General features: G+C 71.6%; 23 protein-coding genes. 14 read left to right on the top strand and 9 right to left on the bottom strand.

Annotation, left to right across the window (positions count from 1 at the left end; translation table 11 throughout):
- Nucleotides 1-18 precede the first annotated feature (18 nt).
- The 5 genes from ACQPZQ_RS40010 to yhjD all read left to right on the top strand — a co-directional run bounded on the left by ACQPZQ_RS40010 (nt 19) and on the right by yhjD (nt 6,323).
- On the top strand, nt 19-2,619 hold the full coding sequence (locus ACQPZQ_RS40010; protein WP_433289705.1) for a bifunctional FO biosynthesis protein CofGH: 2,601 nt from the start codon (nt 19-21) through the stop codon (nt 2,617-2,619).
- Nucleotides 2,620-2,723: 104 nt separating this feature from the next.
- Nucleotides 2,724-2,900, top strand: a complete 177-nt coding sequence (locus ACQPZQ_RS40005; protein WP_433289704.1) for a hypothetical protein — start codon at nt 2,724-2,726, stop codon at nt 2,898-2,900.
- A gap of 32 nt (nt 2,901-2,932) precedes the next feature.
- The gene (locus tag ACQPZQ_RS40000; protein WP_433289703.1) at nt 2,933-4,171 is read left to right on the top strand and encodes a CoA transferase; all 1,239 of its coding nucleotides are present in this window, start codon (nt 2,933-2,935) and stop codon (nt 4,169-4,171) included.
- Between the two features lie 51 nt (nt 4,172-4,222).
- Nucleotides 4,223-5,245 (top strand): tryptophan--tRNA ligase, encoded by a 1,023-nt coding sequence (gene trpS, locus ACQPZQ_RS39995; RefSeq protein WP_433289702.1) that lies wholly within the window; start codon nt 4,223-4,225, stop codon nt 5,243-5,245.
- 10 nt (nt 5,246-5,255) lie between these two features.
- A complete protein-coding gene (gene yhjD, locus ACQPZQ_RS39990; RefSeq protein WP_433289701.1) occupies nt 5,256-6,323 on the top strand; it encodes an inner membrane protein YhjD in 1,068 nt (355 codons plus the stop codon).
- Nucleotides 6,324-6,365: 42 nt separating this feature from the next.
- On the opposite strand, the gene ACQPZQ_RS39985 is transcribed toward yhjD, so the two are convergent.
- Complete coding sequence (locus tag ACQPZQ_RS39985; protein ID WP_433289700.1) at nt 6,366-7,505, bottom strand: D-alanyl-D-alanine carboxypeptidase family protein; 1,140 nt, start codon at nt 7,503-7,505, stop codon at nt 6,366-6,368.
- A gap of 454 nt (nt 7,506-7,959) precedes the next feature.
- Here ACQPZQ_RS39985 and ACQPZQ_RS39980 point away from each other — a divergent pair, with 454 nt between their 5' ends.
- From ACQPZQ_RS39980 to ACQPZQ_RS39955, 6 genes are all read left to right on the top strand, one after another.
- Nucleotides 7,960-9,114 (top strand): BMP family lipoprotein, encoded by a 1,155-nt coding sequence (locus tag ACQPZQ_RS39980; RefSeq protein ID WP_433289699.1) that lies wholly within the window; start codon nt 7,960-7,962, stop codon nt 9,112-9,114.
- A gap of 81 nt (nt 9,115-9,195) precedes the next feature.
- The gene (locus tag ACQPZQ_RS39975; RefSeq protein WP_433289698.1) at nt 9,196-10,752 is read left to right on the top strand and encodes an ABC transporter ATP-binding protein; all 1,557 of its coding nucleotides are present in this window, start codon (nt 9,196-9,198) and stop codon (nt 10,750-10,752) included.
- The gene (locus ACQPZQ_RS39970; protein WP_241039753.1) at nt 10,749-11,846 is read left to right on the top strand and encodes an ABC transporter permease; all 1,098 of its coding nucleotides are present in this window, start codon (nt 10,749-10,751) and stop codon (nt 11,844-11,846) included. The genes ACQPZQ_RS39975 and ACQPZQ_RS39970 overlap by 4 nt, the downstream gene beginning before the upstream one ends.
- Nucleotides 11,843-13,117, top strand: coding sequence for an ABC transporter permease (locus ACQPZQ_RS39965; protein ID WP_433289697.1), 1,275 nt, complete (start codon nt 11,843-11,845; stop codon nt 13,115-13,117). Before ACQPZQ_RS39970 ends, ACQPZQ_RS39965 begins: the two co-directional genes overlap by 4 nt.
- 2 nt (nt 13,118-13,119) lie before the next feature.
- Nucleotides 13,120-13,518, top strand: a complete 399-nt coding sequence (locus ACQPZQ_RS39960; RefSeq protein ID WP_241039751.1) for a cytidine deaminase — start codon at nt 13,120-13,122, stop codon at nt 13,516-13,518.
- A 110-nt stretch (nt 13,519-13,628) separates the two neighbouring features.
- Nucleotides 13,629-14,927 (top strand): thymidine phosphorylase, encoded by a 1,299-nt coding sequence (locus tag ACQPZQ_RS39955; RefSeq protein ID WP_433289696.1) that lies wholly within the window; start codon nt 13,629-13,631, stop codon nt 14,925-14,927.
- A 19-nt stretch (nt 14,928-14,946) separates the two neighbouring features.
- Here ACQPZQ_RS39955 and ACQPZQ_RS39950 read toward each other — a convergent pair whose 3' ends face one another.
- The 3 genes from ACQPZQ_RS39950 to ACQPZQ_RS39940 form a co-directional block, all read right to left on the bottom strand.
- Nucleotides 14,947-15,855 carry an LLM class flavin-dependent oxidoreductase gene (locus tag ACQPZQ_RS39950; RefSeq protein WP_433289695.1) on the bottom strand — a complete coding sequence of 303 codons (909 nt, stop codon included), beginning with the start codon at nt 15,853-15,855 and terminating at the stop codon, nt 14,947-14,949.
- 184 nt (nt 15,856-16,039) lie between these two features.
- Nucleotides 16,040-17,104, bottom strand: coding sequence for a PA containing protein (locus ACQPZQ_RS39945; RefSeq protein ID WP_433289694.1), 1,065 nt, complete (start codon nt 17,102-17,104; stop codon nt 16,040-16,042).
- A gap of 168 nt (nt 17,105-17,272) precedes the next feature.
- Nucleotides 17,273-18,031, bottom strand: coding sequence for an SDR family NAD(P)-dependent oxidoreductase (locus ACQPZQ_RS39940; RefSeq protein ID WP_433289693.1), 759 nt, complete (start codon nt 18,029-18,031; stop codon nt 17,273-17,275).
- 152 nt (nt 18,032-18,183) lie between these two features.
- Here ACQPZQ_RS39940 and ACQPZQ_RS39935 point away from each other — a divergent pair, with 152 nt between their 5' ends.
- Entirely contained in the window at nt 18,184-19,275 is a 1,092-nt protein-coding gene (locus ACQPZQ_RS39935) for an adenosine deaminase (RefSeq protein WP_433289692.1), read from the top strand.
- A 10-nt stretch (nt 19,276-19,285) separates the two neighbouring features.
- Here ACQPZQ_RS39935 and ACQPZQ_RS39930 read toward each other — a convergent pair whose 3' ends face one another.
- On the bottom strand, nt 19,286-20,506 hold the full coding sequence (locus ACQPZQ_RS39930) for a primosomal protein (protein WP_433289691.1): 1,221 nt from the start codon (nt 20,504-20,506) through the stop codon (nt 19,286-19,288).
- A 25-nt stretch (nt 20,507-20,531) separates the two neighbouring features.
- A complete protein-coding gene (locus tag ACQPZQ_RS39925; RefSeq protein WP_433289690.1) occupies nt 20,532-21,416 on the bottom strand; it encodes an aldehyde dehydrogenase family protein in 885 nt (294 codons plus the stop codon).
- A gap of 166 nt (nt 21,417-21,582) precedes the next feature.
- On the opposite strand from ACQPZQ_RS39925, the gene ACQPZQ_RS39920 reads away from it, so the two are divergent.
- Nucleotides 21,583-22,044 carry a helix-turn-helix domain-containing protein gene (locus ACQPZQ_RS39920; RefSeq protein ID WP_433289689.1) on the top strand — a complete coding sequence of 154 codons (462 nt, stop codon included), beginning with the start codon at nt 21,583-21,585 and terminating at the stop codon, nt 22,042-22,044.
- Nucleotides 22,045-22,056: 12 nt separating this feature from the next.
- Nucleotides 22,057-22,617: a PIN domain-containing protein gene (locus ACQPZQ_RS39915; protein ID WP_433289688.1), complete on the top strand. Its 561-nt coding sequence runs from the start codon at nt 22,057-22,059 to the stop codon at nt 22,615-22,617.
- Here the strand turns inward: ACQPZQ_RS39915 and ACQPZQ_RS39910 are convergent.
- From ACQPZQ_RS39910 to ACQPZQ_RS39900, 3 genes are read right to left on the bottom strand one after another with little or no spacing between them, the layout of a single operon-like run.
- On the bottom strand, nt 22,614-23,342 hold the full coding sequence (locus tag ACQPZQ_RS39910; RefSeq protein WP_433289687.1) for a response regulator: 729 nt from the start codon (nt 23,340-23,342) through the stop codon (nt 22,614-22,616). The two genes, ACQPZQ_RS39915 and ACQPZQ_RS39910, sit on opposite strands and share 4 nt — an antisense overlap.
- Entirely contained in the window at nt 23,339-24,967 is a 1,629-nt protein-coding gene (locus ACQPZQ_RS39905) for a sensor histidine kinase (protein ID WP_433289686.1), read from the bottom strand. The genes ACQPZQ_RS39910 and ACQPZQ_RS39905 overlap by 4 nt, the downstream gene beginning before the upstream one ends.
- On the bottom strand, nt 24,930-25,619 hold the full coding sequence (locus ACQPZQ_RS39900) for a phosphatase PAP2 family protein (protein WP_433299607.1): 690 nt from the start codon (nt 25,617-25,619) through the stop codon (nt 24,930-24,932). Before ACQPZQ_RS39900 ends, ACQPZQ_RS39905 begins: the two co-directional genes overlap by 38 nt.
- Nucleotides 25,620-25,697: the final 78 nt, after the last annotated feature.

The raw sequence follows: 25,697 nt of genomic DNA, 5'->3' as shown, positions 1-25,697 counted from the left end.
GCGACCTAGTGTTCAGGAGTGTCTGATTTCGTGAGCGTGCCGGAGCCGCCGGCGTCCGCCTCCGCCCTGCGTCGAGCACTGCGCCGGGTCCGCGACGGTGTCGCCCTCGACGTCACCGAGGCGTCCGTGCTGTTGGCCGCCCGCGGGGCGGAGCTCGACGAGCTCCTGACCGCGGCGTCCCGGGTGCGTGACGCCGGGCTGGTCGCCGAGGGCCGTCCGGGCGTGGTGACGTACTCGCGGAAGGTGTTCATCCCGCTCACCCGCCTCTGCCGCGACCGCTGCCACTACTGCACCTTCGCCACGGTCCCGCACCGGCTGCCCGCCGCGTTCCTCGAGCGCGACGAGGTGCTGGAGATTGCCAGGGCCGGCGCCGCCGCCGGTTGCAAGGAAGCCCTGTTCACCCTCGGCGACCGCCCGGAAGACCGCTGGCCCGCGGCCAGGGAGTGGCTCGAGGCGCGTGGCTACGGTTCCACGCTCGACTACGTCCGGGCCTGCGCGATCGCCGTGCTGGAGGAGACGGGGCTGCTCCCGCACCTCAACCCCGGTGTCATGAGCTGGGCGGAGCTCACGCGGCTCAAGCCGGTGGCGCCGAGCATGGGCATGATGCTCGAGACCACGGCCACGAGGCTGTGGTCCGAGCCGGGCGGCCCGCATTACGGCAGCCCGGACAAGGACCCCGCGGTGCGGCTGCGCACCCTCACCGACGCCGGACGAGTGGGCGTCCCGTTCACCACCGGCATCCTCATCGGGATCGGCGAGAAGCGCACCGAGCGGGCCGAGTCGATCTTCGCGATCCGGTCGGCCGCCCGGGCGCACGGCCACATCCAGGAAGTGATCGTCCAGAACTTCCGCGCCAAGCCCGACACGGCGATGGCGAACGACCCGGACGCCGACCTCGAGGATCTGGCCGCCACCATCGCCGTCGCGCGGATCGTGCTCGGCCCGAAGATGCGGGTGCAGGCGCCGCCGAACCTCGTCGGTGACGAGTTCGCGCTGATGCTCCGGGCGGGCATCGACGACTGGGGCGGTGTGTCGCCCGTCACCGCCGACCACGTCAACCCCGAGCGGCCGTGGCCTGCGATCGACGAGCTGGCCGCCCGGTCGGCCGCTGCCGGGTTCACGCTGCGCGAGCGGCTCACCGCGTACCCGAAGTACGTGCTGGCCGGGTCGCCCTGGATCGACACGCGCCTGCACGCGCACGTCGCCGCGCTCGCCGACCCGGAGACCGGACTGGCGAACGCCAGCGCCGCGGTGCGGGGGCGGCCGTGGCAGGAGCCCGACGGCGGGTTCGAGTCCAGCGGCCGGATCGACCTCAACACCGCCATCGACTCCGAGGGACGCACGGAGGACCGGCGCGGCGACTTCGAGTCGGTGTACGGCGACTGGGACGAGCTGCGCTCCGAGCTCGCAGCGCACCAGCAGAAGGCCCCGGAGCGGCTCGACTCCGACGTCCGCGCCGGGCTCGCGCTCGCTGCGTCCGATCCGGCCGCGCTGCTCGACCCGGCGAACGAGGCGGCGGCGATGGCCGTGCTCACCGCGGACGGCCCGGCCCTCGACGAGCTCGCCAGGCTCGCCGACCAGCTGCGCGCCGACGTCGTGGGTGACTCGGTGTCCTACGTGGTCAACCGCAACATCAACTTCTCGAACGTCTGCTACGTGGGGTGCCGGTTCTGCGCGTTCGCGCAGCGCGAGCGCGACGCCGACGCGTTCCGGCTCTCGCTCGACGAGGTGGCCGCCCGAGCCGTGGAGGCCGCGGAGGACGGCGCCACCGAAGTGTGCATGCAGGGCGGGATCGACCCTCAGCTGCCCGTGTCCTTCTACGCCGACCTGGTGCGCGCCGTGAAGGCCGCGGTGCCCGGCATGCACGTGCACGCGTTCAGCCCGATGGAGATCGTCAGCGCATCCGCCAAGGCGGGCGTCTCGATCGAGGAGTGGCTCACCGAGCTGCGCGATGCCGGGCTGGGCTCGATCCCCGGCACCGCCGCCGAGATCCTCGACGACGAGGTGCGCTGGGTGCTCACCAAGGGCAAGCTGCCCGCCGCCCAGTGGCTCGAGGTCGTCGGCACGGCGCACCGCCTCGGCATCCCGTCGTCGTCGACGATGATGTACGGCCACGTCGACGAGCCGCGGCACTGGCTCGGCCACCTGCGCACCCTCGCGACCCTGCAGGACACGTCCCTCGAAGCGGGCGCGGCGTCGTTCACCGAGTTCGTCCCGCTCCCGTTCGTGCACCACAACGCGCCGATCTACCTCGCGGGAATCGCGCGCCCCGGGCCCACCACGCGTGACAACCGGGCCGTGCACGCGTTCGCCCGCCTCGCCCTGCACGGTCGCATCGACCACGTGCAGTGCTCGTGGGTGAAGCTCGGCGACGACCTCTCCGCGGAGATCCTGCAGGGCGGCGCCGACGACATGGGCGGCACGCTCATGGAGGAGACGATCAGCCGGATGGCGGGTTCGGAGAACGGTTCGGCGCGCACGGTGGCCGAGCTGGCGGCGATCGCGGCCAAGGCGGGACGTCCGGTGCGGCAGCGCAGCACCACCTACCGCGAGCCGGTGGAGCGGTTGGTGCCTGCGCAGCCGTCGGGTCCGCGGTTGCTCCCGCTGACCACGGCCTGATCGCGGCAGACGACGGCGACGACGGACGGCACCGCCCACCGCGTGGCGACGCGCGCTCACGGCCGCGCGCGGCCCACCAGCGGCGATGGTCGTATCGTGGGGGCATGGGCGTTCTCGGTGAGCTCTTCCCCGGTCCGAAGATCCGTGACGAGTCCGGCGAGTCCGGCAACGGGCAGGAGTGGGAGCTCGGCCCGATCGACCTCGACAACCGCACCGTCGAGGTCCGCCGGGTCGAGCCGGCCCCGCAGGAAGAGGCTCCCGGCCCCGAGTCGGAGGACTGAGCCTTCCCTTGACGACATCGGAGGGAAGCGGGATGAGCCGTCCGCTGGAAGGCCTGCACGTCGTCGAGTGCGCGAGTTTCGTCGCGGGACCGACCGGTGGGATGACGCTGGCCCAGTTGGGAGCCGACGTCGTGCGCGTCGATCCGGTGGGCGGCGGCAGTGACTACCGCCGCTGGCCCGTGGCAGGCAACGGCACCGGCGGGGCGGAGGCCGAGTCGTACTACTGGGCCTCACTCAACAAGGGCAAGCGTTCGGTCGCGATCGACCTGCGGACCCCGGCGGGCCGCGAGCTGCTCACCGCCCTGGTCACCGCGCCGGGGCCGGACCGCGGCGTGCTCGTCGACAACGTGGTCGGACGGCGGTGGATGGCCAACGATGTGCTCGCCGCCCGGCGGCCCGACCTGATCCACGTCCGCGTACAGGGCTACCCCGACGGGCGGCCGGCCGTCGACTACACCGTCAACGCCGAGGTGGGCATCCCGCAGATCACGGGCCCGGAGGAGGGCGGCGCGCCCGTCAACCACGTGCTGCCGGCCTGGGACTTCACGACCGGCCTCAGCGTCTCTACCGCTGTGCTCGCGGCGCTGTACGACCGGGCGCGCACCGGTCGGGGCGCCTACGTCGAGCTCGCGCTGTCCGACGTGGCGCTGGCCGGCGTCGCGAACCTCGGCTGGTTGTCGGAGGCCGCCGAGCGTGGCCGGGAGCGGCCGCGGCACGGCAACCACGTGTACGGCAGCTTCGGCGTCGACTTCGCCTGCTCCGACGGACAGCGGGTGATGGTGGTCGCGCTGACCGAGGGCCAGTGGGACGCGCTGCGCAAGGTGACCGGCACGGCCGGTGTGTTCGACGCGCTGGAGACGGCACTCTCCGCCGACCTCACCCAGGAGGCCGAGCGCTACCGGCTGCGGGAGACGATCGCGGCGATCCTGCGGCCGTGGTTCGCCGCGCGGAACCTCGCGCAGGTCAGCGAGGAGCTCGACGCCGCGCGGGTGCTGTGGGGCCGCTACCGCGGCATGACCGAGGTGGTCGCCGCCCACCGGGAGGGGGCCCACCCGGTGCTCGTCGACATGACCCTCCCCGGCGGGGCTGGTGCGATCACCGCCCGGTCACCGATGCGGTGGAACGGCGGCCACGGCGGCCCAGGGGAGGCGCCCGAGCTCGGGCGGGACACCGAGCAGGTCCTCGCCGAGCTGCTCGGCCTCGACGCCGCCGAGATCGGCAAGCTGATGGACGCAGGCACCGTCGCGGATGCGGGCCGACACTCGGCGTGACGCGGGGCACCGGCCTGATACCCGGTGGACGTCGGTTGCGAGAATCGAGGCATGACTGCCGCCACCGACCGCCGTCCGCGGGTGCTCTCCGGCATCCAGCCGACCGCGGAGTCGTTCCACCTCGGTAACTACCTCGGTGCGGTGCGGCAGTGGGTCGCCATGCAGGACGACCACGACGCGTTCTACTTCATCCCTGACCTGCACGCGATCACGGTGGAGTACGACCCCACGACGCTCGCTGCCCGCACGCGCAACGCCGCCGCGCAGCTGCTGGCCCTCGGTCTCGACCCGGACCGTTGCACGCTCTTCGTGCAGTCCCACGTGCCCGAGCACCCGCGGCTGGCATGGGTGCTCGGGTGCCTCACGGGGTTCGGCGAGGCGAGCCGCATGACGCAGTTCAAGGACAAGTCCGCTCGCCAGGGTGCCGACCGGGCCACGGTCGGCCTGTTCACCTACCCGATCCTGCAGGCCTCCGACATCCTGCTCTACCAGCCCGACCACGTGCCGGTCGGCGAGGACCAGCGCCAGCACGTCGAGCTCACCCGCGACCTCGCCCAGCGGTTCAACTCGCGCTTCGGCAAGGCACTCACCGTGCCCCAGCCCTACATCCCCGCGGGTGCCGCCAAGATCCAGGACCTGCAGGACCCCACGGCGAAGATGAGCAAGTCGGCGTCCAGCCCGTCCGGGATCGTGGAACTGCTCGACGACCCGAAGGTGAGTGCGAAGAAGATCCGCTCCGCCGTCACCGACGCCGAGCGGGAGATCCGGTACGACCCGGAGACCAAGCCCGGGGTCTCGAACCTCCTGACGATCTACTCCGCGCTCACCGACCGGAAGGTCTCCGAGCTGGAGGAGGCGTACGCGGGCAAGGGCTACGGCGACCTGAAGAAGGACCTCGCCGACGTCGTCGCCGACTTCGTTGAGCCGCTGCGAGAACGGGTACGGACGTACTTGGACGATCCGGCCGAGCTCGACCGGGTGCTTGCTGCTGGCGCCTCCCGGGCACGGGAGGTCGCCGGCGCGACACTGACCGACGTCCACGAGAAGATCGGGTTCTTGCCACCGACCGGATGAGGTGACGAGCGTGGCCGCCCCAGCAGCCCAGACGAACGCAGGCGAGAAAGACGCTGGGGCGAAGGGCGGCCCCTCGAAGGTGCAGCGGCTCCGGGAGCGCTACGAGTGGCTCGACCATCTCATGCGCGCCGGGGCGCGCTACAGCGCGCGTAACGGCGACCACTACGCCGCGGCCATCACGTACTTCAGTGTCCTGTCACTGGTGCCGCTCGTGATGGTGGCGTTCGCCGCCGCCGGGTACGTGCTGTTCCTCCGGCCGGAACTGCTGGCCGAGCTGCAGGCCGGGATCGCGAAGAACGTGCCTGCGGGGCTGGAGAGCGTGATCATGCCGATCATCAACGGCGCGATCGCGTCCCGCAACGCGGTGGGCATCATCGGCCTGCTTGCCGCCCTCTACTCCGGCATCGGCTGGATGTCCAACCTGCGGGATGCGCTGTCGGCCCAGTGGGGGCAGGTCCCGACCGCCCCGCCGCTGATCAAGCGCCTGCTCTTCGACCTGCTCACGCTCCTGGGCCTCGGCCTGGCCCTGGTTGCCTCCTTCGCGATCACCGGTCTGGCGTCCGGGTTCGTCGTGACGCTGCTCAGGCTCGTGGGGCTCGCCGACGAGGGCTGGGCGCCGGTCATGTTCACCGTGATCGGAGTCGCGCTCGGGCTGCTGGCGAACTGGCTGATCTTCCTCTGGGTGATCGCCCGCCTGCCCCGTCAGCACGCCACGCTGCGGAGCGCGGCCAAGGCGGCGGTGCTGGGCGCGATCGGTTTCGAGGTGCTCAAGCAGGTGATGACCTACTACCTCGGCGCCGTCACCAGCTCGCCGAGTGGAGCGATCTTCGGCCCGCTCCTCGGTCTGCTCGTGTTCGCCTACTTCGTCTCGCGGTTCATCCTCCTCGTCACGGCGTGGGCGGCCACCTCCCGGGAGAACGAGGAGGAGGAGCCCACTCCGGTGCCCCCGCCCGCCGTGATCAGGCCCGCGGTCACGGTGCGATCCGGCCCGACCGGCGGCACGGCCCTCGGTCTGCTCGGCGCGGGCCTCGTCACCGGCCTGGTCGGCAGCCGCTTCCTCCCGGGTCGCCGCCGCTGATCCGAGAGCCGTCCGTCCCGAAGGGCGAGCCGCACTCCGAGCTCAGCGGCGGGACCGGCGGCGCAGGGTCAGCAGGACGGCGGTCGCGCCGGCCGCGACGGCGAGCCCGATCGGCAGCACGGGCACCACCGCTGCGTGGCTCGGCTCCCGCGCCGTCACGTCCGGGACGACGGCGGGCGGGTTCATCACCGGGGGAGTCTCCACCGGTGTCCGGTCGACGAGGGTGCCGACCGGCTCGGCATCCGCCGGCTGCGCGAAGCCCCAGTCCAGCAGCGCCGCGGCCTGCTTCCACAACGGCACGGGATGCTGCTCGCCGCGTACGAGGGCGACCACCAGCCGTCGTCCGTTGCGTTCCGCGGCGCCGACGATGGTGTGGCGGGCAGCGTCCGTGAATCCCGTCTTGTCGCCGAGCGCCCCCGGGTACTGCCCGAGCAGATGGCTCGTGTTGCTCACCACGAACCCGGGCCTGTCGCCGTATCCCGGGAAGTCCACGCTGCGGGTGGCGATCGTGCTGGCGAACAACGGCTCGCGCATCGCGACGCGGAAGAGCAGCGCGAGGTCGTAGGCCGACGTCGACATCCCCGGCCCGTCCAGGCCGGACACCGACGCCGGCAACGTGTCCAGCGCACCGAGCTCACCGGCGACGGCGGCCATGCGCGCCCGTGTCAGGGCGTCGCCACCCTGGGCACGGGCGAGGGCCTGCGCGGTGTCGTTGCCGGAGTTGAGCAGCAGACCGGCCAGAAGCTGGCGAACGGTGTAGTGACCGCCGGGACCGATGCCCGCCTTGCTGCCCTCGATCTGCTGGTCCTCCGCCGTGCCGTCGACCACGGCGTCCGGGTCGAGGTTGCGCACCGCGACGATCGCCGTGAGCACCTTGAGGGTCGAGGCGGGCCGGTGGCGCGCGTGCGGCGCCCGGGCGGCCAGCACGGCACCGGAGTCCATGTCCGCGAGCACCCATGAGGGGGCGCCCACCTGCGGCGCGCCTGTCGTCCCGGCCTCACCGCAGGTCCCGAGTTGGGGGCCGCCCACCGGTTCGGCAGGCCACGGCAAGGGCTCGACGGCGGCAACGAGCTCTTCGCGGGCGAACGGCGGAGGCGGTGCTTGCTGGCCCGCGCATCCCGGGGCCGGCGTCACGGGCGCGACAAGGGCAGCCACCACCGCGATGATGCCCAGAAGTTGCACGCCGTGACTCTACGATCGCTCCACGCCGCGGTGGGTCACCCGAGGAGCGGCTTCCCCGGTCGGCAGGCCGAACCACCCGTTGTCGCCGCCATGAACCGGGACAAATGTGACGGGAGCTGCGCCAACCGGGCGAACACGGGGCCGAGAGAGTCGGCGGCCCGCACCCCGGGATCGCGCGACTCGCGGGTCTGGGGCGGGCGACTCGCCGGGCAGCGTTTCTTGCTACCCGGGAAGCGCGCGAGCCCCTATCATGATCAACGCCGATCGGGTGCTTGCGAGGTGGGAAGGTGCCGCCCGCAGGCTGGTTGCTGCACGTGACCTTGTGCTCACTGAACGGAGCCGACGATTCGGTCACGCCGCTGATTCCTTTCTGTGAACTGATCAATCGCTCGGCTACGGTCCCCTCCGGCATGCCGTCCGTGATCGGTCATGCCGGAACAGGAGGCCTTCTTCAGTGCGGATCAGACGTGGATTCGTGCTGGCAGCTGCCGTGCTGACCAGCGCGCTGGTGGTGGTGGGCTGTGCCCGCGACACCGGGACCAGCCAGCCCGCCGGCGGCGGTGGGACCAATGCGGGTGCGTGCGCGCGGAACTCCGCGCCGTCCGCCCCTGGCGGCGGCTCCGCGAGCCCGGCGCCTGCGCTGCCGAACGCCGACGCGAGCGGCCTCAAGGTCGGTCTGGCCTTCGACATCGGCGGCCGCGGCGACGCGTCCTTCAACGACGCCGCAGGCGCAGGCCTCGACCGGGCCATCAGCGAGCTCGGTCTCGCCAAGGCCAACACCAAGGAGCTCACCGCAGGCCCGAACGAGAGCGAGGACGCCGCGGCCACCCGGCTGCGCCAGCTCGCGAGCGAGGGCTACAACCCGATCATCGCGGTCGGCTTCAAGTACGCCACCGCGCTGAAGACCGTCGCGGCCGAGAGCCCGAACACCCAGTTCGCGATCGTCGACGACAGCTCGGTCGAGCTGCCGAACGTCACTCCGCTGGTGTTCGCCGAGGAGCAGGGCTCCTTCCTGGTGGGCGTCGCCGCCGCGCTCAAGACGCAGACGTGCAAGATCGGGTTCGTCGGCGGGGTCGAGCAGCCGCTGATCCAGAAGTTCCAGGCCGGCTACGTGCAGGGTGCGAAGGCCGTGGCGCCCGACATCCAGGTCGACGTCGACTACCTCACCCCCGCCGGTGACTTCACCGGCTTCAGCGACCCCGCCAAGGGGCAGGTGGTGGCCACCGGTCAGCTCGACGGCGGCGCCGACGTGATCTACCACGCCGCGGGAGCGTCGGGACAGGGCGTGTTCCAGGCCGTGAAGGCCGCGGGCAAGTCCGCCATCGGCGTCGACTCGGACCAGTACAACATCCCGGGCCTCGCCGACGTGAAGGACGTGATCATCACGTCGATGCTGAAGCGCGTGGACGTGGCGGTCTTCGACTACATCAACGCCGCGGCGGCCGGGAACCTCAGCACCCTGCCCGACACCTTCGACCTGAAGGTGGACGGAGTCGGGTACGCCACCTCGGGCGGCAAGGTCGACGACATCAAGGCCCAGCTCGACGCGTACAAGGCCGCGATCATCAGCGGCGCGGTCTCCGTGCAGACCACGCCCACGTCGTCCTGACCCCGGGGCACCTGTCGGGGGCCGGAGTCGCCTAGGCGGCCCCGGCCCCCGAACCACGTCCCCCTTCGAAAGGCTCCAGCCATGGCCACGAGCATGGCCACGAGTGCGGCCGAATACGCCGTCGAGCTCACCGGTATCACGAAGCGTTTCCCCGGCGTGGTCGCCAACGACGACATCCACCTGCAGGTCCGCCGCGGCGAGGTGCATGCCCTCTGCGGCGAGAACGGCGCAGGCAAGTCCACGCTGATGAAGATCCTCTACGGGATGCAGCAGCCCGACGAGGGCACGATCTCGGTCGACGGTCGGACCGTGCGGTTCCGATCCCCGTCCGACGCGATCAAGGCCGGGATCGGCATGGTGCACCAGCACTTCATGCTGGCCGACAACTTCACGGTGGCGGAGAACATCCTTCTCGGGGCCGAGGGGCTGCTCGGTATCGGCGGCGCGGCCCGCCGCCGGATCGCCGAGCTCGCCGCCACGGTGGGCCTCGAGGTCGAGCCCCGTGTCCTCGTCGAGCGCCTCGGAGTGGCCGACCGCCAGCGCGTCGAGATCATCAAGGTTCTCTACCGCGGCGCCCGCACCGTGATCCTCGACGAGCCGACCGCCGTGCTCGTGCCCCAGGAGGTCGACGAGCTGTTCGACACCCTGCGCACCATGCGCGCCGACGGTTTCACGTTCCTGTTCATCTCCCACAAGCTCGACGAGGTGCGTGCCATCGCCGACTCGATCACGGTCATCCGCCGCGGCACGTCCGTCGGCACGGCCGACCCGGCCTCGGTGACCAGCCGCCAGCTCGCCGAGATGATGGTCGGGAGCGAGCTACCCAGCCCGGAGACCCGCGACTCCACGGTCACCGACCGCGAGGTGCTGCGCGTCGAAGGGCTGGAACTGGCGGGCGAGAGCGGCGCGCGGCCGGTGCTTGCGGGGATCGACCTCGTGGTGCACGCCGGTGAGGTGCTCGGGATCGCGGGTGTCGAGGGCAACGGCCAGACCGAGCTCGTCGAGACGATCATGGGGATGCGCCGGGCGAGCGCGGGCACGGTGGTGCTGGGCGGCCGGGACCTCAGCCAGGCCAGCACCCTCGCGCGGCGAGAGGCCGGCATCGGCTACGTGCCCGAGGACCGCACGCGCCACGGACTCCTCGCCACCCAGTCGCTGTGGGCGAACCGCATGCTCGGCCATCAGAGCCGGCCGCCGGTGTCCCGGGGCGGGTTCCTCGGCCTGCTCGACCGGGCGGCCGCCCGGCGCGACACCGAGCGGATCGTCGCGGAGTTCGACGTCCGCACGCCGAGCGTCGACGTGCCGGCCGCCGCGCTGTCCGGCGGCAACCAGCAGAAGCTCGTGGTCGGCCGGGAGCTCTCGGGCGACCCGGTGCTGCTGATCGCGTCGCACCCGACCCGCGGCGTCGACGTCGGGGCGCAGGCGGGCATCTGGGAGGAGCTGCGCCGGGCCAGGGCTCGCGGGCTCGCGGTGCTGCTGATCAGCGCCGACCTCGACGAGCTGATCGGGCTCTCCGACACGATCAAGGTGATGCTGCGCGGCACGTTGGTCGCCGATGCCGACCCTGCGACCGTCACACCCGAGGAGCTCGGCGCGGCGATGACCGGCGCCGACGACTCCGAGGCGGTGCCGGCATGAACCGCGTCCGCACGGTGCTGCTGCCACCCGCGCTGGCGATCGTCTTCGCGGCGCTGCTGTGCGCCGTCGCGCTGCTGATCAGCGGCGACTCGCCGATCACCGCGCTGACGGTCATGATCACGCAGGTCGGTGAGGGCACCACGGCCGTCGACATCATCAACAGCGGCGCCATCTACTACATCGCGGCACTGGCCGTGGCGATCGGCTTCCAGATGAAGCTGTTCAACATCGGCATCGAGGGCCAGTACCGGCTGGCGGCCTGCGTGGCCGCGATCGTCGGCGGCTCGCTCGTGCTGCCGCCGGTGCTGCACACGCTCGTGATCATCGTGGTCGCAGCCGTGGTGGGCGCGGCGTGGGCGGGTATCGCCGCTTTGCTCAAGGCCTACCGCGGTGTCAGCGAGGTGATCTCGACGATCATGCTGAACTTCATCGCGACCGGCCTGATCGCCTACCTCATCCGGCCCGACTCGTTCGGCGTGCTCCAGGGCAACAACATCTCCACCGCCCCGATCGAGCCGAGCGGGCAGTTCCCCGGGGTCTCGTTCGGCACGAGCGGCACGCTCTTCGGGATGGTCGCCGTGGCCGCGCTGCTCGGGCTCGGCTACTGGTTCCTGCTCAACCGCACGCGGTTCGGGTTCGAGCTCAAGGCATCGGGGGAGTCGCCGACGGCCGCCACGGCGGGCGGGGTCGACGCCCGGCGCATGGTGATCATCGCGCTGGTGCTCTCCGGTGCGGTCGCGGGCCTGGCCGGGCTCCCCGAGCTGCTCGGGCGCGACTTCGCCTACACGCTCACCTCGCCGCAGGGCTACGGGTTCACCGGCATCGCGGTCGCCCTGCTCGGCCGCAACCACCCGCTCGGCATCGCGCTCGGGGCGCTGCTCTGGGCGTTCCTGGACAAGTCGGCCCTCGCACTCGACAACGTCGGCGTGCCACGGGAGATCGTGCTGATCATGCAGGGGTCGGTGGTGCTGTCCGTGGTCATCGCGTACGAGATCGTGCGGCGCTACGAGCTCGCCGCCGAGCAGCGCAGGGTGGCGGCGCAGCTGCGCAGCGCCCCGGCCGTGGAAGCTCGGACCGAGACGGTGGCGTCATGACGGCCCTGACCACAGCGCCGGTGGCGGCCCCGCCCCCGGCCGCGCCACAGCGGCGCCGCGTCCCGTCGTGGGCCCGTGCACTGATCGTCGTGGCCGTCGGCGTGGTGATCCTCTCGATCACGGCCACTCTGACCGGGCAGTACCAGCTGACCTCTCGCGGCACCACGCAGGCGGCCGTGCTGCTGCTGCTCCCGATCTTGTTCGCCGGGCTCGGCGGGCTGTGGTCCGAGCGCGCGGGCGTGATCAACATCGGTCTCGAGGGCATGATGATCCTCGGCACCTGGGGCGCGGCCTGGGCCGGATACCAGTGGGGGCCGTGGGCTGCGGTGCTCGGCGGCCTCGTCTTCGGCGCCCTCGGCGGGCTGCTGCACGCCGTCGCCACGGTGACGTTCAACGTCAACCACATCGTGTCCGGCGTCGCGATCACGCTGCTCGGCATGGGCGTCACGAAGTACCTGTCCACGCTGCTCTTCGAGCCGATCTCGCAGAATCCGCGCCAGTCCCCGCGGGTCGAGGCGTTCGACACCTTCTCCGTGCAACCGGTGGCCGACGGTCTGGCGTCCGTCGAGTCGCAGCAACGGGTGCTGCTCTCGGACGTGGCGGGGCTTCTCGGCGGCCTGCTCAGCGGGCTCACGCCGCTCGTCATCATCGGGTTCGCGCTCGTGCCGATCAGCTACCTCGTGCTGTGGCGTACGCGCTTCGGGCTGCGGCTGCGCTCCTGCGGGGAGAACCCGGTGGCCGCCGAGTCGCTCGGGGTCAAGGTCGCCACCTACAAGTACGTCGCGGTGGTCGCGTCCGGCGCGCTCGCCGGCCTGGGCGGTGCGGCGCTGACGCTGAACCCCGGCCAGCTGGGCTACCTGGAGGGCCAGACCGGCGGCCGCGGGTACATCGGTCTCGCCGCGATGATCTTCGGCAACTGGCGCCCCGGCGGTCTGCTCGCGGGGTCGGCGCTCTTCGGTTACGTCGACGGTGTGCAGTTGCGGGCCGGCGGCGAGGCGGTGCACGGCCTCCTCTACGGCGCGACGATCCTGGCGGTCGGCCTCGCCGTGCTGTGGGTGGCGCGGCGAAGGTGGCGCGCGGCGCTGGTCGCCGCCGTCGTGGGTGCTGTGGTGTACGCCGTGTACTACTCGATCGACACGGTGCCACGCGAGTTCGCCGCCTACGCACCGCAGCTCGTCACGCTGCTGGTGCTCGCCGTGGCGTCCCAACGGCTACGGCCGCCTGCGGCCGACGGCGTCGAGTATCGGAGAGGTGAAGGTAGCCGAGGTTGATGATGACTGACGTCCCCTGGGACGCATTGCGCGAAGCGGCCGTCGCCGCGGCCGCGTCGGCCTACGCGCCGTACTCGCACCTGCAGGTCGGGGCGGCGGCCGTCTGCGACGACGGCCGCGTCGTCACCGGGTGCAACGTGGAGAACGCCTCGTACGGCCTCGGCCTCTGCGCCGAGTGCACGATGGCCGGGCAGCTGCGGCTCACGGGCGGGGGTCGCTTCGTCGCCGTGGCGTGCCGCTCCGGCACGGGGGAGCTGCTCATGCCGTGCGGGCGCTGCCGGCAGATCATCTACGAGTTCGGCGGCCCGGACTGCCTGGTCGACACCCCGCGCGGCATCCTCCCGATGCGGGAGGTGCTGCCGGACGCGTTCGGCCCCGCCGACCTCCCCGACCGGAGCTGAGCACGGGCCCCTGGGCCTCGCGATCGCCGGCCACGCGAGCCGCCGACCGGGCCTCCGGATCGGCACTGGCATCCTGAGGCTTCCTGATCCACGAGCACCGGAGGACCAGCGTGCCCGACGCCGTCCAGAGCATCAGCGCGGTCGAGGTCATCACCGCCAAACGGGACGGCGGGCGGTTGTCCGACGAGCAGATCGACTGGGTCGTCGCCGCTTACACCCGCGGGGACGTCGCCGACGAACAGATGGCCTCACTCGCGATGGCCATCCTCCTCAACGGCATGGACGCCGAGGAGATCTCGCGCTGGACGCAGGCGATGATCGACTCCGGGGACGTGCTGTCGATGCCGTCGATCGGGCGCCCCCTGGTCGACAAGCACTCGACCGGCGGCGTCGGCGACAAGATCACCCTTCCACTCGCGCCGCTCGTAGCGGCGTGCGGTGCGGCCGTGCCTCAGCTGTCCGGCCGCGGGCTCGGCCACACCGGCGGCACGCTGGACAAGCTGGAGTCGATCCCGGGCTGGCGGGCCTCGTTGTCGCTGGAGGAGATCGCCGCCCAGCTCGCCGAGGTCGGCGCGGTGGTCTGTGCGACCACCCCGACGCTGGCGCCGGCCGACCGCAAGCTCTACGCGCTCCGCGACGTCACCGGCACGGTCGAGTCGATCCCGCTCATCGCCAGCTCGATCATGAGCAAGAAGATCGCCGAGGGCACCGGCGGCCTGGTGCTCGACGTCAAGGTCGGGTCCGGGGCGTTCATGAAGACGGAAGCGCGGGCCCGTGAGCTCGCCGCGACGATGGTGCGGATCGGCGAAGCGCACGGGCTGCCGACCACCGCGCTGCTCACCGACATGTCGGTGCCGCTCGGCCGGGCCGTCGGCAACGCGCTCGAGGTCGCCGAGTCGGTGGAGGTGCTGCGTGGAGGTGGCCCGGCCGATGTCGTCGAGCTGACGGTGGCGCTCGCCCGGGAGATGCTGGCCCTGGCCGGGATCACCGACGTGGACCCGGCGCAGGTGCTCGCGTCCGGCGCCGCGTACCCGGTGTGGGAACGGATGATCGCTGCCCAGGGCGGCGACCCGGGCGCGGCTCTGCCGGTGGCGAAGCACGTGGAGGTACACGTCGCCGAGCGCTCGGGTGTGCTGACCCGGCTCGACGCCATGGCCGTCGGGGTGGCGGCTTGGCGGCTGGGCGCCGGCCGTGCTCGCAAGGAGGACGCCGTGCAGGCTGCGGCCGGGGTGCGGCTTCTGGTCGGGCTCGGCGAGGAGGTCGCCTCCGGTCAGCCGCTACTGGAACTGCACACGGACACCCCCGACGCGGTGGCGGGCGCCCGCGCGGCCCTGGAGGGTGGCGTGGAGGTCGCCGACGAGCCGTCCGGCCGCGGCCCGTTGCTGCTGGACACGATCAAGGCCGGCTAGTGCGCCGGGGTGCCTGGTGTCACGCCTGACGGATGGCCTCACGGACCGCCGGCACGACCTCGCGCGCCCACCGCGCGAGCGCGATCTCCGACGGCTCGCCGTCGTCAACGGGGAAGTACACGAATCCCCTCGCGTCGTGTTCCAGCACGGCCGTCGACAGTTCTTCGACCCACTGCCGGACCGAGCCGCCCACCCACCGTCCGGAGTCGTCACGTGTGGCGGCCAGTGGTGAGGCCGTGATGCGGCTGCGCACGTTGTAGATGGTCGCGATCTCCGACGGATCCCGGCCCGCACCAGCCGCCGCCTCGTCGATGATCGGCCTCGACGTGGTGAAGCGTGAGCTCCGCCAGTCGGCCGCGTGGCCGGGGATCCAGCCGTCGGCGACTCTTCCGGTGACCGCGAGCGATTTCGCGCCGACCGATCCCGTCCAGATGGGCGGGGCCGGGGCCTGGGCCGGAACGAGGTCCGAGATCCGGTAGAACTCTCCGTCGAAGGTCACCGGGTCGCCGCCGCCGCAGAGCGCCTTCACCACGATGATCGCCTCTTCCATCGCCCGGACGGCTTGAGCAGGCGACAGCGGGCGAACGCCGAGTTTGGCGATGTCCTGCCACAGCCCGCCCGCACCGATTCCCAGCACGACGCGCCCGCCGGACAGCGCGGACAGTGCGGTGATCGTTCGCGCCAGCATCGGTGCGGGGCGGCTGGGGAGGTTGGTCACATTGACCGCACCGGTGACGGCCGTCGTGCTGCCGAGGACGACACCGAGCGCCGCATAGGCATCCAGCCTGTCGGCGAAGTACGGATGGTCGGAGAGGGTGACGAGATCGAGACCGTCGCGATCCGCCTGCCCTGCGTGGGCGAGCAGCGCATCGACCTCGCCGACCCCGGTCTCGAGACCGAGCCCGAACCACACCCTCGGGGTTCTCATTCTCGTCGTTCCTCCGCTTGTCAGGCCCAACCCACCGCTGCTGCCGCGCCGAGCGGTTCACGGTACATATCGATGTTGAGGCTGCTCGTGATGTCCGTGGTCGTGCCGGCGCCGAGGACGTTTGGGCTGACAACAACGGCCCGGACGCCACGAGGCGTCCGGGCCGTTGCCGGGTTCGGGTGTCTCAGTCGTCCGGGTCGTCGGCAACGGTGTCGCCGATCGCCGCCCCGTTGGGGGACTTCACCGTGATCTTGCGAGCCCGGCGCTGAGCCGGGCGCGGGGGCGGCGGCGGGGACTGGCCGGCGGGACCCCGTCCGAGGATCAGCTCCGCGAACGTGGCCATGGCCTCGTCGAGCTGACCGGCGTTACGCCGCTCGGACTCCTCGTTGGCCTGCTCCACGAGCGTGCGCAGCGAGGTGGAGTCGGGCCGCTGCACCAGCGCCGCGTCGAGCTTCTCGAGCTTCAGGTCGATCTCGCCGCTGAGCGAGCCGAGGCGCCCGGACACACCCTCCTCGAGCGCGTTGAGGCGCTCGCTGACGGCCTCCAGCCGGGTGGACAGCGACTCCAGCCGCTGCGCCAGGCCGTCGAGCGGTTCCGTCGGGTCGACCGCGGGGCGGGATGCCAGGTCCTCGAGCCGCCGGTGCAGCCCGATGCTGGTGTCGCCGAGCAGGTTGCGCATGCCCTCGTCGGACTCGTCCATGGAACGGACGGCCGTCTCGAGCTGCTCGCGGACCGCGCGCTCGATCCCGTCGATCCGCTCCTTGATCGGCGTGCCCACCGAGGACGGCATCGCGTCGAGCCGCATCTCGTGCCGGTCGAGGCGGTTGTCGAGGTCGTCGAGACGCTTGTGGAGGCCGAGGAGCCGGTCGTCGAGCCCGTCCATCCGGCCGGACACGCCCTCCAGCCGCCCGGCCATCCCGTCGAGCCGCCCGTCGAGCTGGGCGATCGGCTTGGCGATCTTGTCGGGCAGCCCCTCGACGGCCCGCATGACGGCGGCGATGGCGGTGTCCTGGGCGTCGAGCTTGGCCACCGTCTCGTCCAGCCGCTCGGCCAGCACGCTGACCTCGGTGCGGTCGGGAAGCTCGGTCAGCCGCTTGCGGACCGTGCCCAGCGCGTCGAGCGCGGCGAGCCGGGCGTGGATCTCGTCGAGCGAGTCGAAGATCTGCTGCTGCTCGCTGTCGCGGATCTCTGCCGCGCGCATGAGCATGCCGCGCATGCGGTCGAACGACAGTGTGGAGTCATTGCTCATGGCGGGCGGGGAGCTTCCTCTTTGCCGGACAACGGGGAGTGCCGTGCGCACTGAGGGTAGCGAGGCGCGTGGATGGCCCCTTCGCGACTCCCCGTTCGGGAGCCTTTACCCCGTTCAGAGTAGTTTGTCACTCTCGTGCGTCACGGTCTGCGCCGGATGGCAGCACTTTCAGGACCGGAGGTACGACGCCCCGTTCACGTCGACGATCGCGCCGATGGCGTACTCGGTGCCCGGCGAGGCCAGGAAGACGATGACGCGGGCGATCTCCTCCGGGGTGGCCGCCCTTCGGAGCGGGCTCTGCGCCCGGACCGCCGCACCGTCCGCTCCGTCGAGGTAGGGCGCCGCCATGTCGGTCTCGACGAACCCCGGTGCGACCGCCGTGACGTAGATGCCGTGCGGTGCGAGCGCCTGAGCCAGCGACTGGCTCAGGCTGTTCAGCCCGGCCTTGCTCGCCCCGTACGCCGGGTGCTCCGGTTCCCCGCGGAAGGCCCCGCGCGAGGTGACGTTCACGATCCGGCCGCGGCCTGCCGCGATCATGTGCGGCACCACGCGGTGCACGAGGTTCGCCGGCCCGATCAGGTTGGTGTCGATCGTCCGCCGCCACGCTTCCTGCCATTCCGCGTAGTCCGTGGTCGGGACGGGGTGACGCTCGTAGACGCCGGCGTTGTTCACGAGGACGCCGATGCCCCCGAGGCGCTCGACCACCGTCTGCACGAGGTTCTGCACCTGTCCGGGGTCGGCAACGTCGGCCTGGAGTGCGATGTGTGCACCGGGTCCGAGCTCGGAGAGCACCTTCTCGGCCGCCTGGCGGTCCTTCCGGTACTGGACGACGACGGTGGCGCCCGCCGCGGCGAACTCACGCGCCGCCGCCCGGCCGATTCCGCGTGAACCGCCCGTGACCAGCACGACGTCACCCTCGAAGATCATTGGCTCAGCATGTCAGCCAGGGGTGGCAGGTGGCCGTCGGGGATCAGGGGTGGAGATCGGCGATCAGGGGTGGATCCCTGCCCCGACGGGTGACGTGAGAGGTGCCCCCCGGGTGCCCTCACCCACGGCGGCCAGGGGTGTTCTAGCGTGATGTGGTGCCCGTCTCGCTGAACGTCGACACCGTCCGGGACGCACCGAAGGTGCTGCTCCACGACCATCTCGACGGCGGGCTGCGGCCCGCCACCGTCCTCGAGCTCGCCGATGCGGCCGGCTATCAGGGCCTCCCGAGCACCGACGCGCAGGAGCTGGGCGAGTGGTTCCTCGCCGCCTCCCACTCGGGCTCGCTGGAGCTGTACCTGGAGACGTTCGGCCACACCGTCGGGGTGATGCAGAGCGCTGATGCCCTGGTACGCGTCGCCGCGGAGTGCGCAGAGGACCTGGCCACCGACGGCGTGGTCTACGCCGAGGTGCGGTTCGCCCCGGAGTTGCACGTGGAGCAGGGCCTCGAACTCGACGCCGTGGTGGAAGCCGTGCTCGAAGGCTTCCGGGTCGGCTCGGCCCGGGCGGCGGAGCGGGGCAGGCGGATCCGCGTCGGCTGCCTGCTCACCGCGATGCGCCACGCCGCCCGCTCGCGCGAGATCGCGGAGCTGTCGGTGCGCTACCGGAACCTCGGCGTGGTGGGCTTCGACATCGCCGGCGCCGAGGCCGGTTTCCCGCCCACCCGCCACCTGGACGCGTTCGAGTACCTGCGTCAGCAGAACGCGCACTTCACGATCCACGCCGGCGAGGCCTTCGGGCTGCCCTCGATCTGGGAGGCGCTGCAGTGGTGCGGCACCGACCGGCTCGGCCACGGCGTACGGATCGTCGACGACATCACACTCGGCGCCGACGGCACGCCACGGCTGGGCCTGCTCGCCGCGTACGTGCGGGACAAGCGCATCCCGCTCGAGATGTGCCCGACGTCCAACGTGCACACCGGCGCGGCCAAGTCGCTCGCCGACCACCCGATCGGGCTGCTCACCGAGCTGCGCTTCCGCGTCACGGTCAACACCGACAACCGGCTCATGTCCGACGTGTCGATGACCAGCGAGATGACCGCCCTCGCCGACACCTTCGGGTACGGCTGGGCCGACCTGCAGTGGTTCACGGTCAACGCGATGAAGTCGTCGTTCCTGGGCTTCGACGAGCGGCTCGCCATGATCAACGAGGTGATCAAGCCCGGGTACGCGGCTCTGCTGGCCTGACGGCCCCAGGTCAGTGCACCGTGAGCCGGCGCGTGAGGTTCTCGACCAGCTCCCGGAACCGGGCCGCCTCGGCGTCGAACGGCGGGCTGGGTGCGAGCCGGGTGGGGTCGGGTTTGATCACGAACGAGACGAGCCAGCCGAGGGCCTGCGATTCGGCGAGCGCCTCGCGGGCGTCGTCCTTGCCCGCCCACTCGTCGACGTCCAGCAGCAGCTCGACGGCCAGCTCCAGCTGCGAGGGGTCGACGGAGAGCGTGCCCTCGGCGATGTCGTCGGCGAGGCCGGTGAGGGTGTAGGCGTTCAGCTCGTCGACCTCCACCTCCAGCTCACCCACAGCGGCCCGCTCGACCACCTCCGACCACGTCGACGCGGCGACGAGGTCGTGGCCGTCGGCGCCGTCCTCGCCGACCCACCGGGCGAGCGCACGCTCCGAGGTGAAGACGTCGATCTTGCCGTTCGAGCCCAGGAAGACCGCGGCGTCGTCGAGGTAGCAGCGCAAGGTGACGAACTCGCCGTCGCGGGTGGTGATGCGGACGGGGTCGATGCCGACCTCCTCCCAGAAGCCGGCGGGCTCGTCCTCGTCGGCCTGCTCGCCGTCCTCGTCGAGAGTGGTGGCGCCGGCCTCGTCGGCGTCCTCGGCGACGACGATCTCCTTCTCCGCCGCGGCCAGGGCCGCGGAGTCGACCTCCGGGGTGGCCACCAGGTCGTCGAGGGTGTCGATGACGTCGTCCCAGCGGTCGGCGATCGTCTCGACCATCTGCGACCACAGCCGTGCGCCCTCGCGACCTGCGAACGGGAGGGTGCCCTGGCGCAGCAGGCCGAACGCGGGCGCGGAGTCGAGCACCTCGGTGACGACGTCCAGCTCGCAGACGTCGGCGATCGAGCGCACCATCTCGGTGATCTCGGCCAGCTCGGCGACCGTCCACGTGTCGGGGTCCTCGGCTGCCAGCTCCGGCACGCCGACGATGTCGAAGCGCCGTGTCTCCTCCGGCGTCAGCTCGGCGACCGTCAGGTCCGGGACCACCGACCAGGCCGGGTGGTCCAATAGGTCGTGCTCACCGGCCGTGCGCACGAACGCGGCGAGCTTGGCGACCTCCGGGAACGCGAAGAGCGCATCGTCGTCGCCGAGGAACGCCTCCCACTCCTCGCCGTCCTCGCGCCACCGCGGGGCCCAGAGCGTGACGAGGTCTCCCTCCGTGAGGGAGAGCTGGATCGGGACGATGTCGCTGGCCACGACGGAAGCCTAGGACGTTCGCAGGTCAGCGCCCGACCGGGTGCCAGACAGTCTTGATCTCGGTGAAGGCGCGCAGCCGCGCGATCCCGGCCGGTCGCATCGGATCGGCCTCCGTGGCGGGCCGGGGAAGCACCCGTTTGACGGTCTCGGCCGCGGCACGTTCCAGGTCGGCGCTCAGCTCCTCCGGCGCACCGGCAAGGTCGAGCGCCTGTACCTCGGCGTGGCCGGCGAGCCACGGTCCCAGCTCGGCGGCACGTCCCGTGAGCAGGTTGGCGACGCCGCCCGGCACGTCGGAGGTGGCGAGCACCTCGGCGAGCTCGATCGCGGGCAACGGCCTGCGCTCGGACGCGACGACGACGGCGGTGCATCCGGTGGCGAGCACCGGGGCGAGCACGTCGACGAGGCCGAGCAGGGCCGACGACTGCGGTGCGAGCACGCCGACGACGCCGGTGGGCTCGGGGGTGGACCAGTTCAGCAACGGGCCTGCCACCGGGTTGACCGAGCCGAGCACGGTCGCGATCTTGTCGGTCCACCCGGCGTACCAGACCCAGCGGTCGATCGCGGCGTCCACCAGCGTCGATGCTTGCTCACGCGGCACGCCCTCGGCCGCGACGACGTGGTCGGCGAACCGGTCACGGCGGCCCTGCATCATCTCGGCGACGCGGTAGAGCACCTGACCGCGGTTGTACGCGGTGGCGCCCGACCAGCCGCCGAACGCGGAGCGGGCGGCGCTCACGGCGTCGCGGACGTCTTTGCGCGAGGCGAGCGCGGCGTGCGCGAGGAGCGTGCCCGTGGCGTCGTGCACGGGGTAGCTGCGACCGGACTCCGACCGCGGAAACGCCCCGCCGACGTACAGCTTGTAGGTCTTGGCGACGCCGACGCGACCGTCGACGGGCGCGGACTGGGTCATGCTGCCGAGCCTAGGGGTCGGCAGCCGAATCCGGACCCGGCGACAGGGACCCACGAGCCGCCGACGCCTGGGCGCGAATGAGCGTCCGGAGGTTGCTGTCTACCGCAACCGGCTTTCGATTTTTTCGAATAGCTGTAGGCTGGGTGTCGGCGGAAGGGGAAGCGCCATGACACAGAAACTTCACGACCGGACCGTCTTGCCACCCGAGGAGACCGGCCCGCTGACCAAGATGGTTGCGGCGTTCCGCGACCAGGGCCAGGCCGCCCTCGTCGGACCGGACGGCGTCCCATGGGATCTACCCGTGGAGGCGTATCGAGTGTTGAGGGAGGTGCTGGAGGCGATGGCGAACGGCTTGGCGATCACCGTCATGCCGCGGCACACCATGCTTACCACCCAGGAAGCCGCCGACATGCTCGGGATCTCGCGGCCGACGCTGGTCAAGCTGTTGGCAGATGGCGAACTTCCCTATGAGCAGCGTGGACGGCACCGGCGGCTGCTACTGACCGATCTGCTGGAGTACCAGCAGCGCGCCCGCAACGAGCGCAACCGGCAGCTCGACGCACTGGTCAACGAGGCCGGAGAGCACAACCTGTACCGCGACACCACGACACCGCGACCGACCCGATAGGACAACAACCCGGTGGCGTTCCCGGCCTTCCTCGACACGTGCGTGCTCTTCCCGCAGTACCTGAACGACACTCTGCTCACGCAAGCCGCTGCGGGGACGTTCCGCCCTCTGTGGTCGAGAGACGTGCTCGCCGAGTTGGGCCGGGCGCTCGACCGTGAGACCGAGATGACGCCCCAGCAGATCGAGCACCGCCTCGACCGCATGCGCCGGGCGTTTCCCGATGCCGAGGTTGATGGGTACGAGCACCTCGTCGACGGCATGACCAACGATGAGAAGGACCGCCACGTCCTTGCCGCTGCGGTGCGCGGCAACGTGGAAGTGCTGGTCACCGCCAACGTCAAGGATTTTCCGGAGTCGGCGCTCAAGCCGTTCGACATCAGCGCGGTTACTCCGGACGACTTCCTGCTGGACCAACTCGACCTCTACCCGGCTGTTGTACTGGATTGTCTGCACAAGCAGGTCAACCGGTACGCCAACGTCAACGGGCCGTTGGAGGTACTCGAGTTGCTTCGTCCGCTGGAGAAGGCGGGCGCGCCACGGTTCGCTGACGAGGTACGGCGACACCTGCTCTAGCTGAGTCGGTGGGCCTGGTGATCAGATCCAGCGGCTTTCGGAGCGGCTGGCCGGGCACCGCGCGGGATGAGGCCTGCCTCGTGGGCCAGGATGGCTGCCTCGACCCGGTTGCGGACCCCCAGCTGCCGGAAGATCCCGCTCACGTAGACCTTGACGGTGCCTTCGACCACGTGAATGTGTTCGGCGATCTCGCCGTTGGACATCCCGGAGCCGAGGAGCCCGAGCACCTCTCGTTCGCGGTTGGTCAGCCCGTCGAGTTGCTGGGCGGCGCCGAGGCGTGACCCGGTGGCCGCGAGGTGGTCGATCACCCGCCGGGCGACGGAGGGCGAGAGGTAGGCCGCGCCGGAGGCGACGGCGCGCACGCCCGCGATGATCTCGGTGGGGTCGCCCGTCTTGAGCACGAAGCCTCCCGCGCCCTCCCCGAGCGCCCGGGAGATGTAGGCGTCCTCGGCGAAGGTGGTCAGCACCAGCACCGCGGTGCCGACGGACAGCCTGCGGATCTCCGCCGCGGCCTCGAGCCCGTTGAGCCGGGGCATCCGGATGTCCAGCACGGCGAGGTCCGGACGGTGCGCCAGCACCAGGTCGACCGCCTCGCGCCCGTCCTGTGCCTCGGCGACGACCTCGACCTCCGGCGCGGCGGCGAGCACGGCCCGCACCCCGACGCGCACGACGGCCTCGTCGTCGGCGAGCACGACGCGGATCGCGCCACGGTCCTGGCCGGTCACCGTTCGCCCCCGACGAGCTCGTCGCCGCTCACGAGCCGCGCGCCCCGGACGAGCAGGTCCTTGCTCACGAGGTGCCCGTCCCGGAAGCAGAGCCGGTACAAGTCGCTCCCGCGTTCGTCGAACGGGTTGGGGTGGGTGCTGTAGTGGCTACAGGCCGAGCCGGCTGGTGGCGGCGGCACGCCGTCGGGCAGGTCGACCCGCGTCTCGGCGGGCAGCAGCGGCGTGACGGAGGACTGGTCCTGCCCGACCGTGAGCCGCGCATAGTCGGCGGGGTCGAGCACCGAGGTGACCGCGTCGACGACCATGTAGGCCACTACGCAGGCGACGACCCCGGCCGACACCGCGGCGGTGACCAGGACCGTCCGGCGTCCGCTGCGCCGCACCTGCAACTCGGCCTGCCTACGGTGCAGGTGCGTGGTCGTGGCCGGTCCCGCGGGTGCCGAGGGCCGATGCGGGACGTGCGCCGTGACCTCGTATCCGCCGTCGGTGCTGCGGCCGGCATCGAACCGGCCTCCGACGAGCCGCACCCGTTCGGCGAGCCCGAGCAGGCCGTGCCCGCCGATGACCCCGGGTTCGGGCGGCTCGGCCGCCGCCGCGTTGGCCACCCGCACGACGCTGCCCTCGTCGGTCTCCTCGATCCGGACGGTCACCGGGGCGCCGGGGGCGTGCTTGATGGCGTTGGTGAGGGCTTCGGCGACCACGCGGTGGATCGTCCGTGCGATGAGGGGGTCGTGGTCGCGAGGGGGGTCCGCGACGAGCTCGACGTCGAGCCCGGATGCCCGGGTCCGGGCCACGAGCTCGGCCATCGACTCGGCGGAACTGTCGATCCCGCTCTGGTCCGCGCGCAGCACGCGTACCGCGTCGGCCAGCCGTTCGGCTGCCGTGGTCACGGCCGCGCGGGCACCCCCGGCCGCCGATCGATGCCGCTGGTCGAGCCCGGCGTCCACCTCGAGGGCACCGATGCGCAGCGCGGCGTGCGCAAGTTCGTGGCCGATCAGGTCGTGCATCTCACCGGCCAGCCGGGCCCGTTCGCGGGTCCTGGCCCTGTCCTCGGCCAGCTCGAGCTCGCGTTCCACGCGTTCCGCGTGCTCCCAGCCGGCGCGGACCATCCGGGTGTACTGGCGGCGGTACCGACCGATCGTCCAGGGCACGACGGCGAGCACCGCCACCGCAGCGACCGTGCCGAGAGCGGTGTCGCCCCCGCCGCCGAGGGCCGCCGCAGCCACCGCACCGGTGGCGGTGCCCGCCAGCAGGACCACCGCACCCGCCGTGCCCGTGGATGCGTTCCGGCCTGCCACGAAGCTGACCGCGAGCAGGCCTCCCGCGAACGCGAGCACTCCGAGCGTGCTGTCCAGCGGGGCCCGCGACAGGAACGTGATCTGCCACGCCGCCACCACCAGCACGAGTGCCACGACCGGACGACGCTCCACGACGGCCGCGGCGACTCCGAGAACGGCCAGCCCGGCGAGGGACTCTCCGATCGAGAGCCGGCCGGTCCACGGTCCGACCGTGGCCGCGAGCACCGGCACTGCCGTGATCGTCCAGAGGGCGAGTGCGCGCACGCCCATCAGTTTCGCGGATGCCGTCTCAGGCTCGCGGGCGGTGAAGACGAACCGTCGGCGCATCGCCCGGCTCCGTTGCCGGACGACCGACCAGCCATGCCGCACGGGGTCGCGTCCGTGCCTCGGCAACCACCGGCGCCAGCAGACGTGCCGGCACCGGAAGGACGAGGGCCACCATCGCGCCCAGGACCAGGCCGGCGATCACATCGTGCGGATAGTGCACGCCCACGACAACACGTGAGGCAGCGGCGAACAATGCCACCCCGACGGCGAAGAATCCGAGGCGCGCACCCGTCCAGGCAAGAGCTACGGCCGCCGCTCCTGCGACTGTTGCGTGATTGCTGGGAAAGGACCAGTCGCCGTACTCGGGGCACACCGCAATCGTGGCCAGCTCGCCGAGCGTTCGGCACGGACGCTCCTCCTGCCACAGCTCCTTCGCCGTCTCGCTGAGCAGGTACGCCGCCACTGTTGCCACCGGGACCAGCAGAGCCCGCGCCACCAGCAGCGGCGGGCCGGTCCGCACGCGCCACCATGCCGCCACGAACATCGCGGCGAGCAGGACGGCAACCGCATCGGTGGCGATATCGACCAGTACGCGAACGGCGTCCGGGCTCTCCGCTGCCGATTCGACGATCCACCGATACCAATCCGCGCTTACATCGGGCACATCCGGAATTCCGGTGCCATCCGGAATCGGCTCCACGAGCGCATTCATCACGAAGAGAACGCTATTCATCGGCGCCGGGCGATCGCCTTCGTCGAAAGCGCTGTGCTGCCCCTGTCCTTCGTCAGG

The organism is Pseudonocardia sp. CA-142604, assembly GCF_050948475.1.
Taxonomy (GTDB): domain Bacteria; phylum Actinomycetota; class Actinomycetes; order Mycobacteriales; family Pseudonocardiaceae; genus Pseudonocardia; species Pseudonocardia alaniniphila.
The sequence above is the reverse complement of the archived record's forward strand: the minus strand, read 5'-3'. Positions and strand labels throughout refer to the sequence as shown.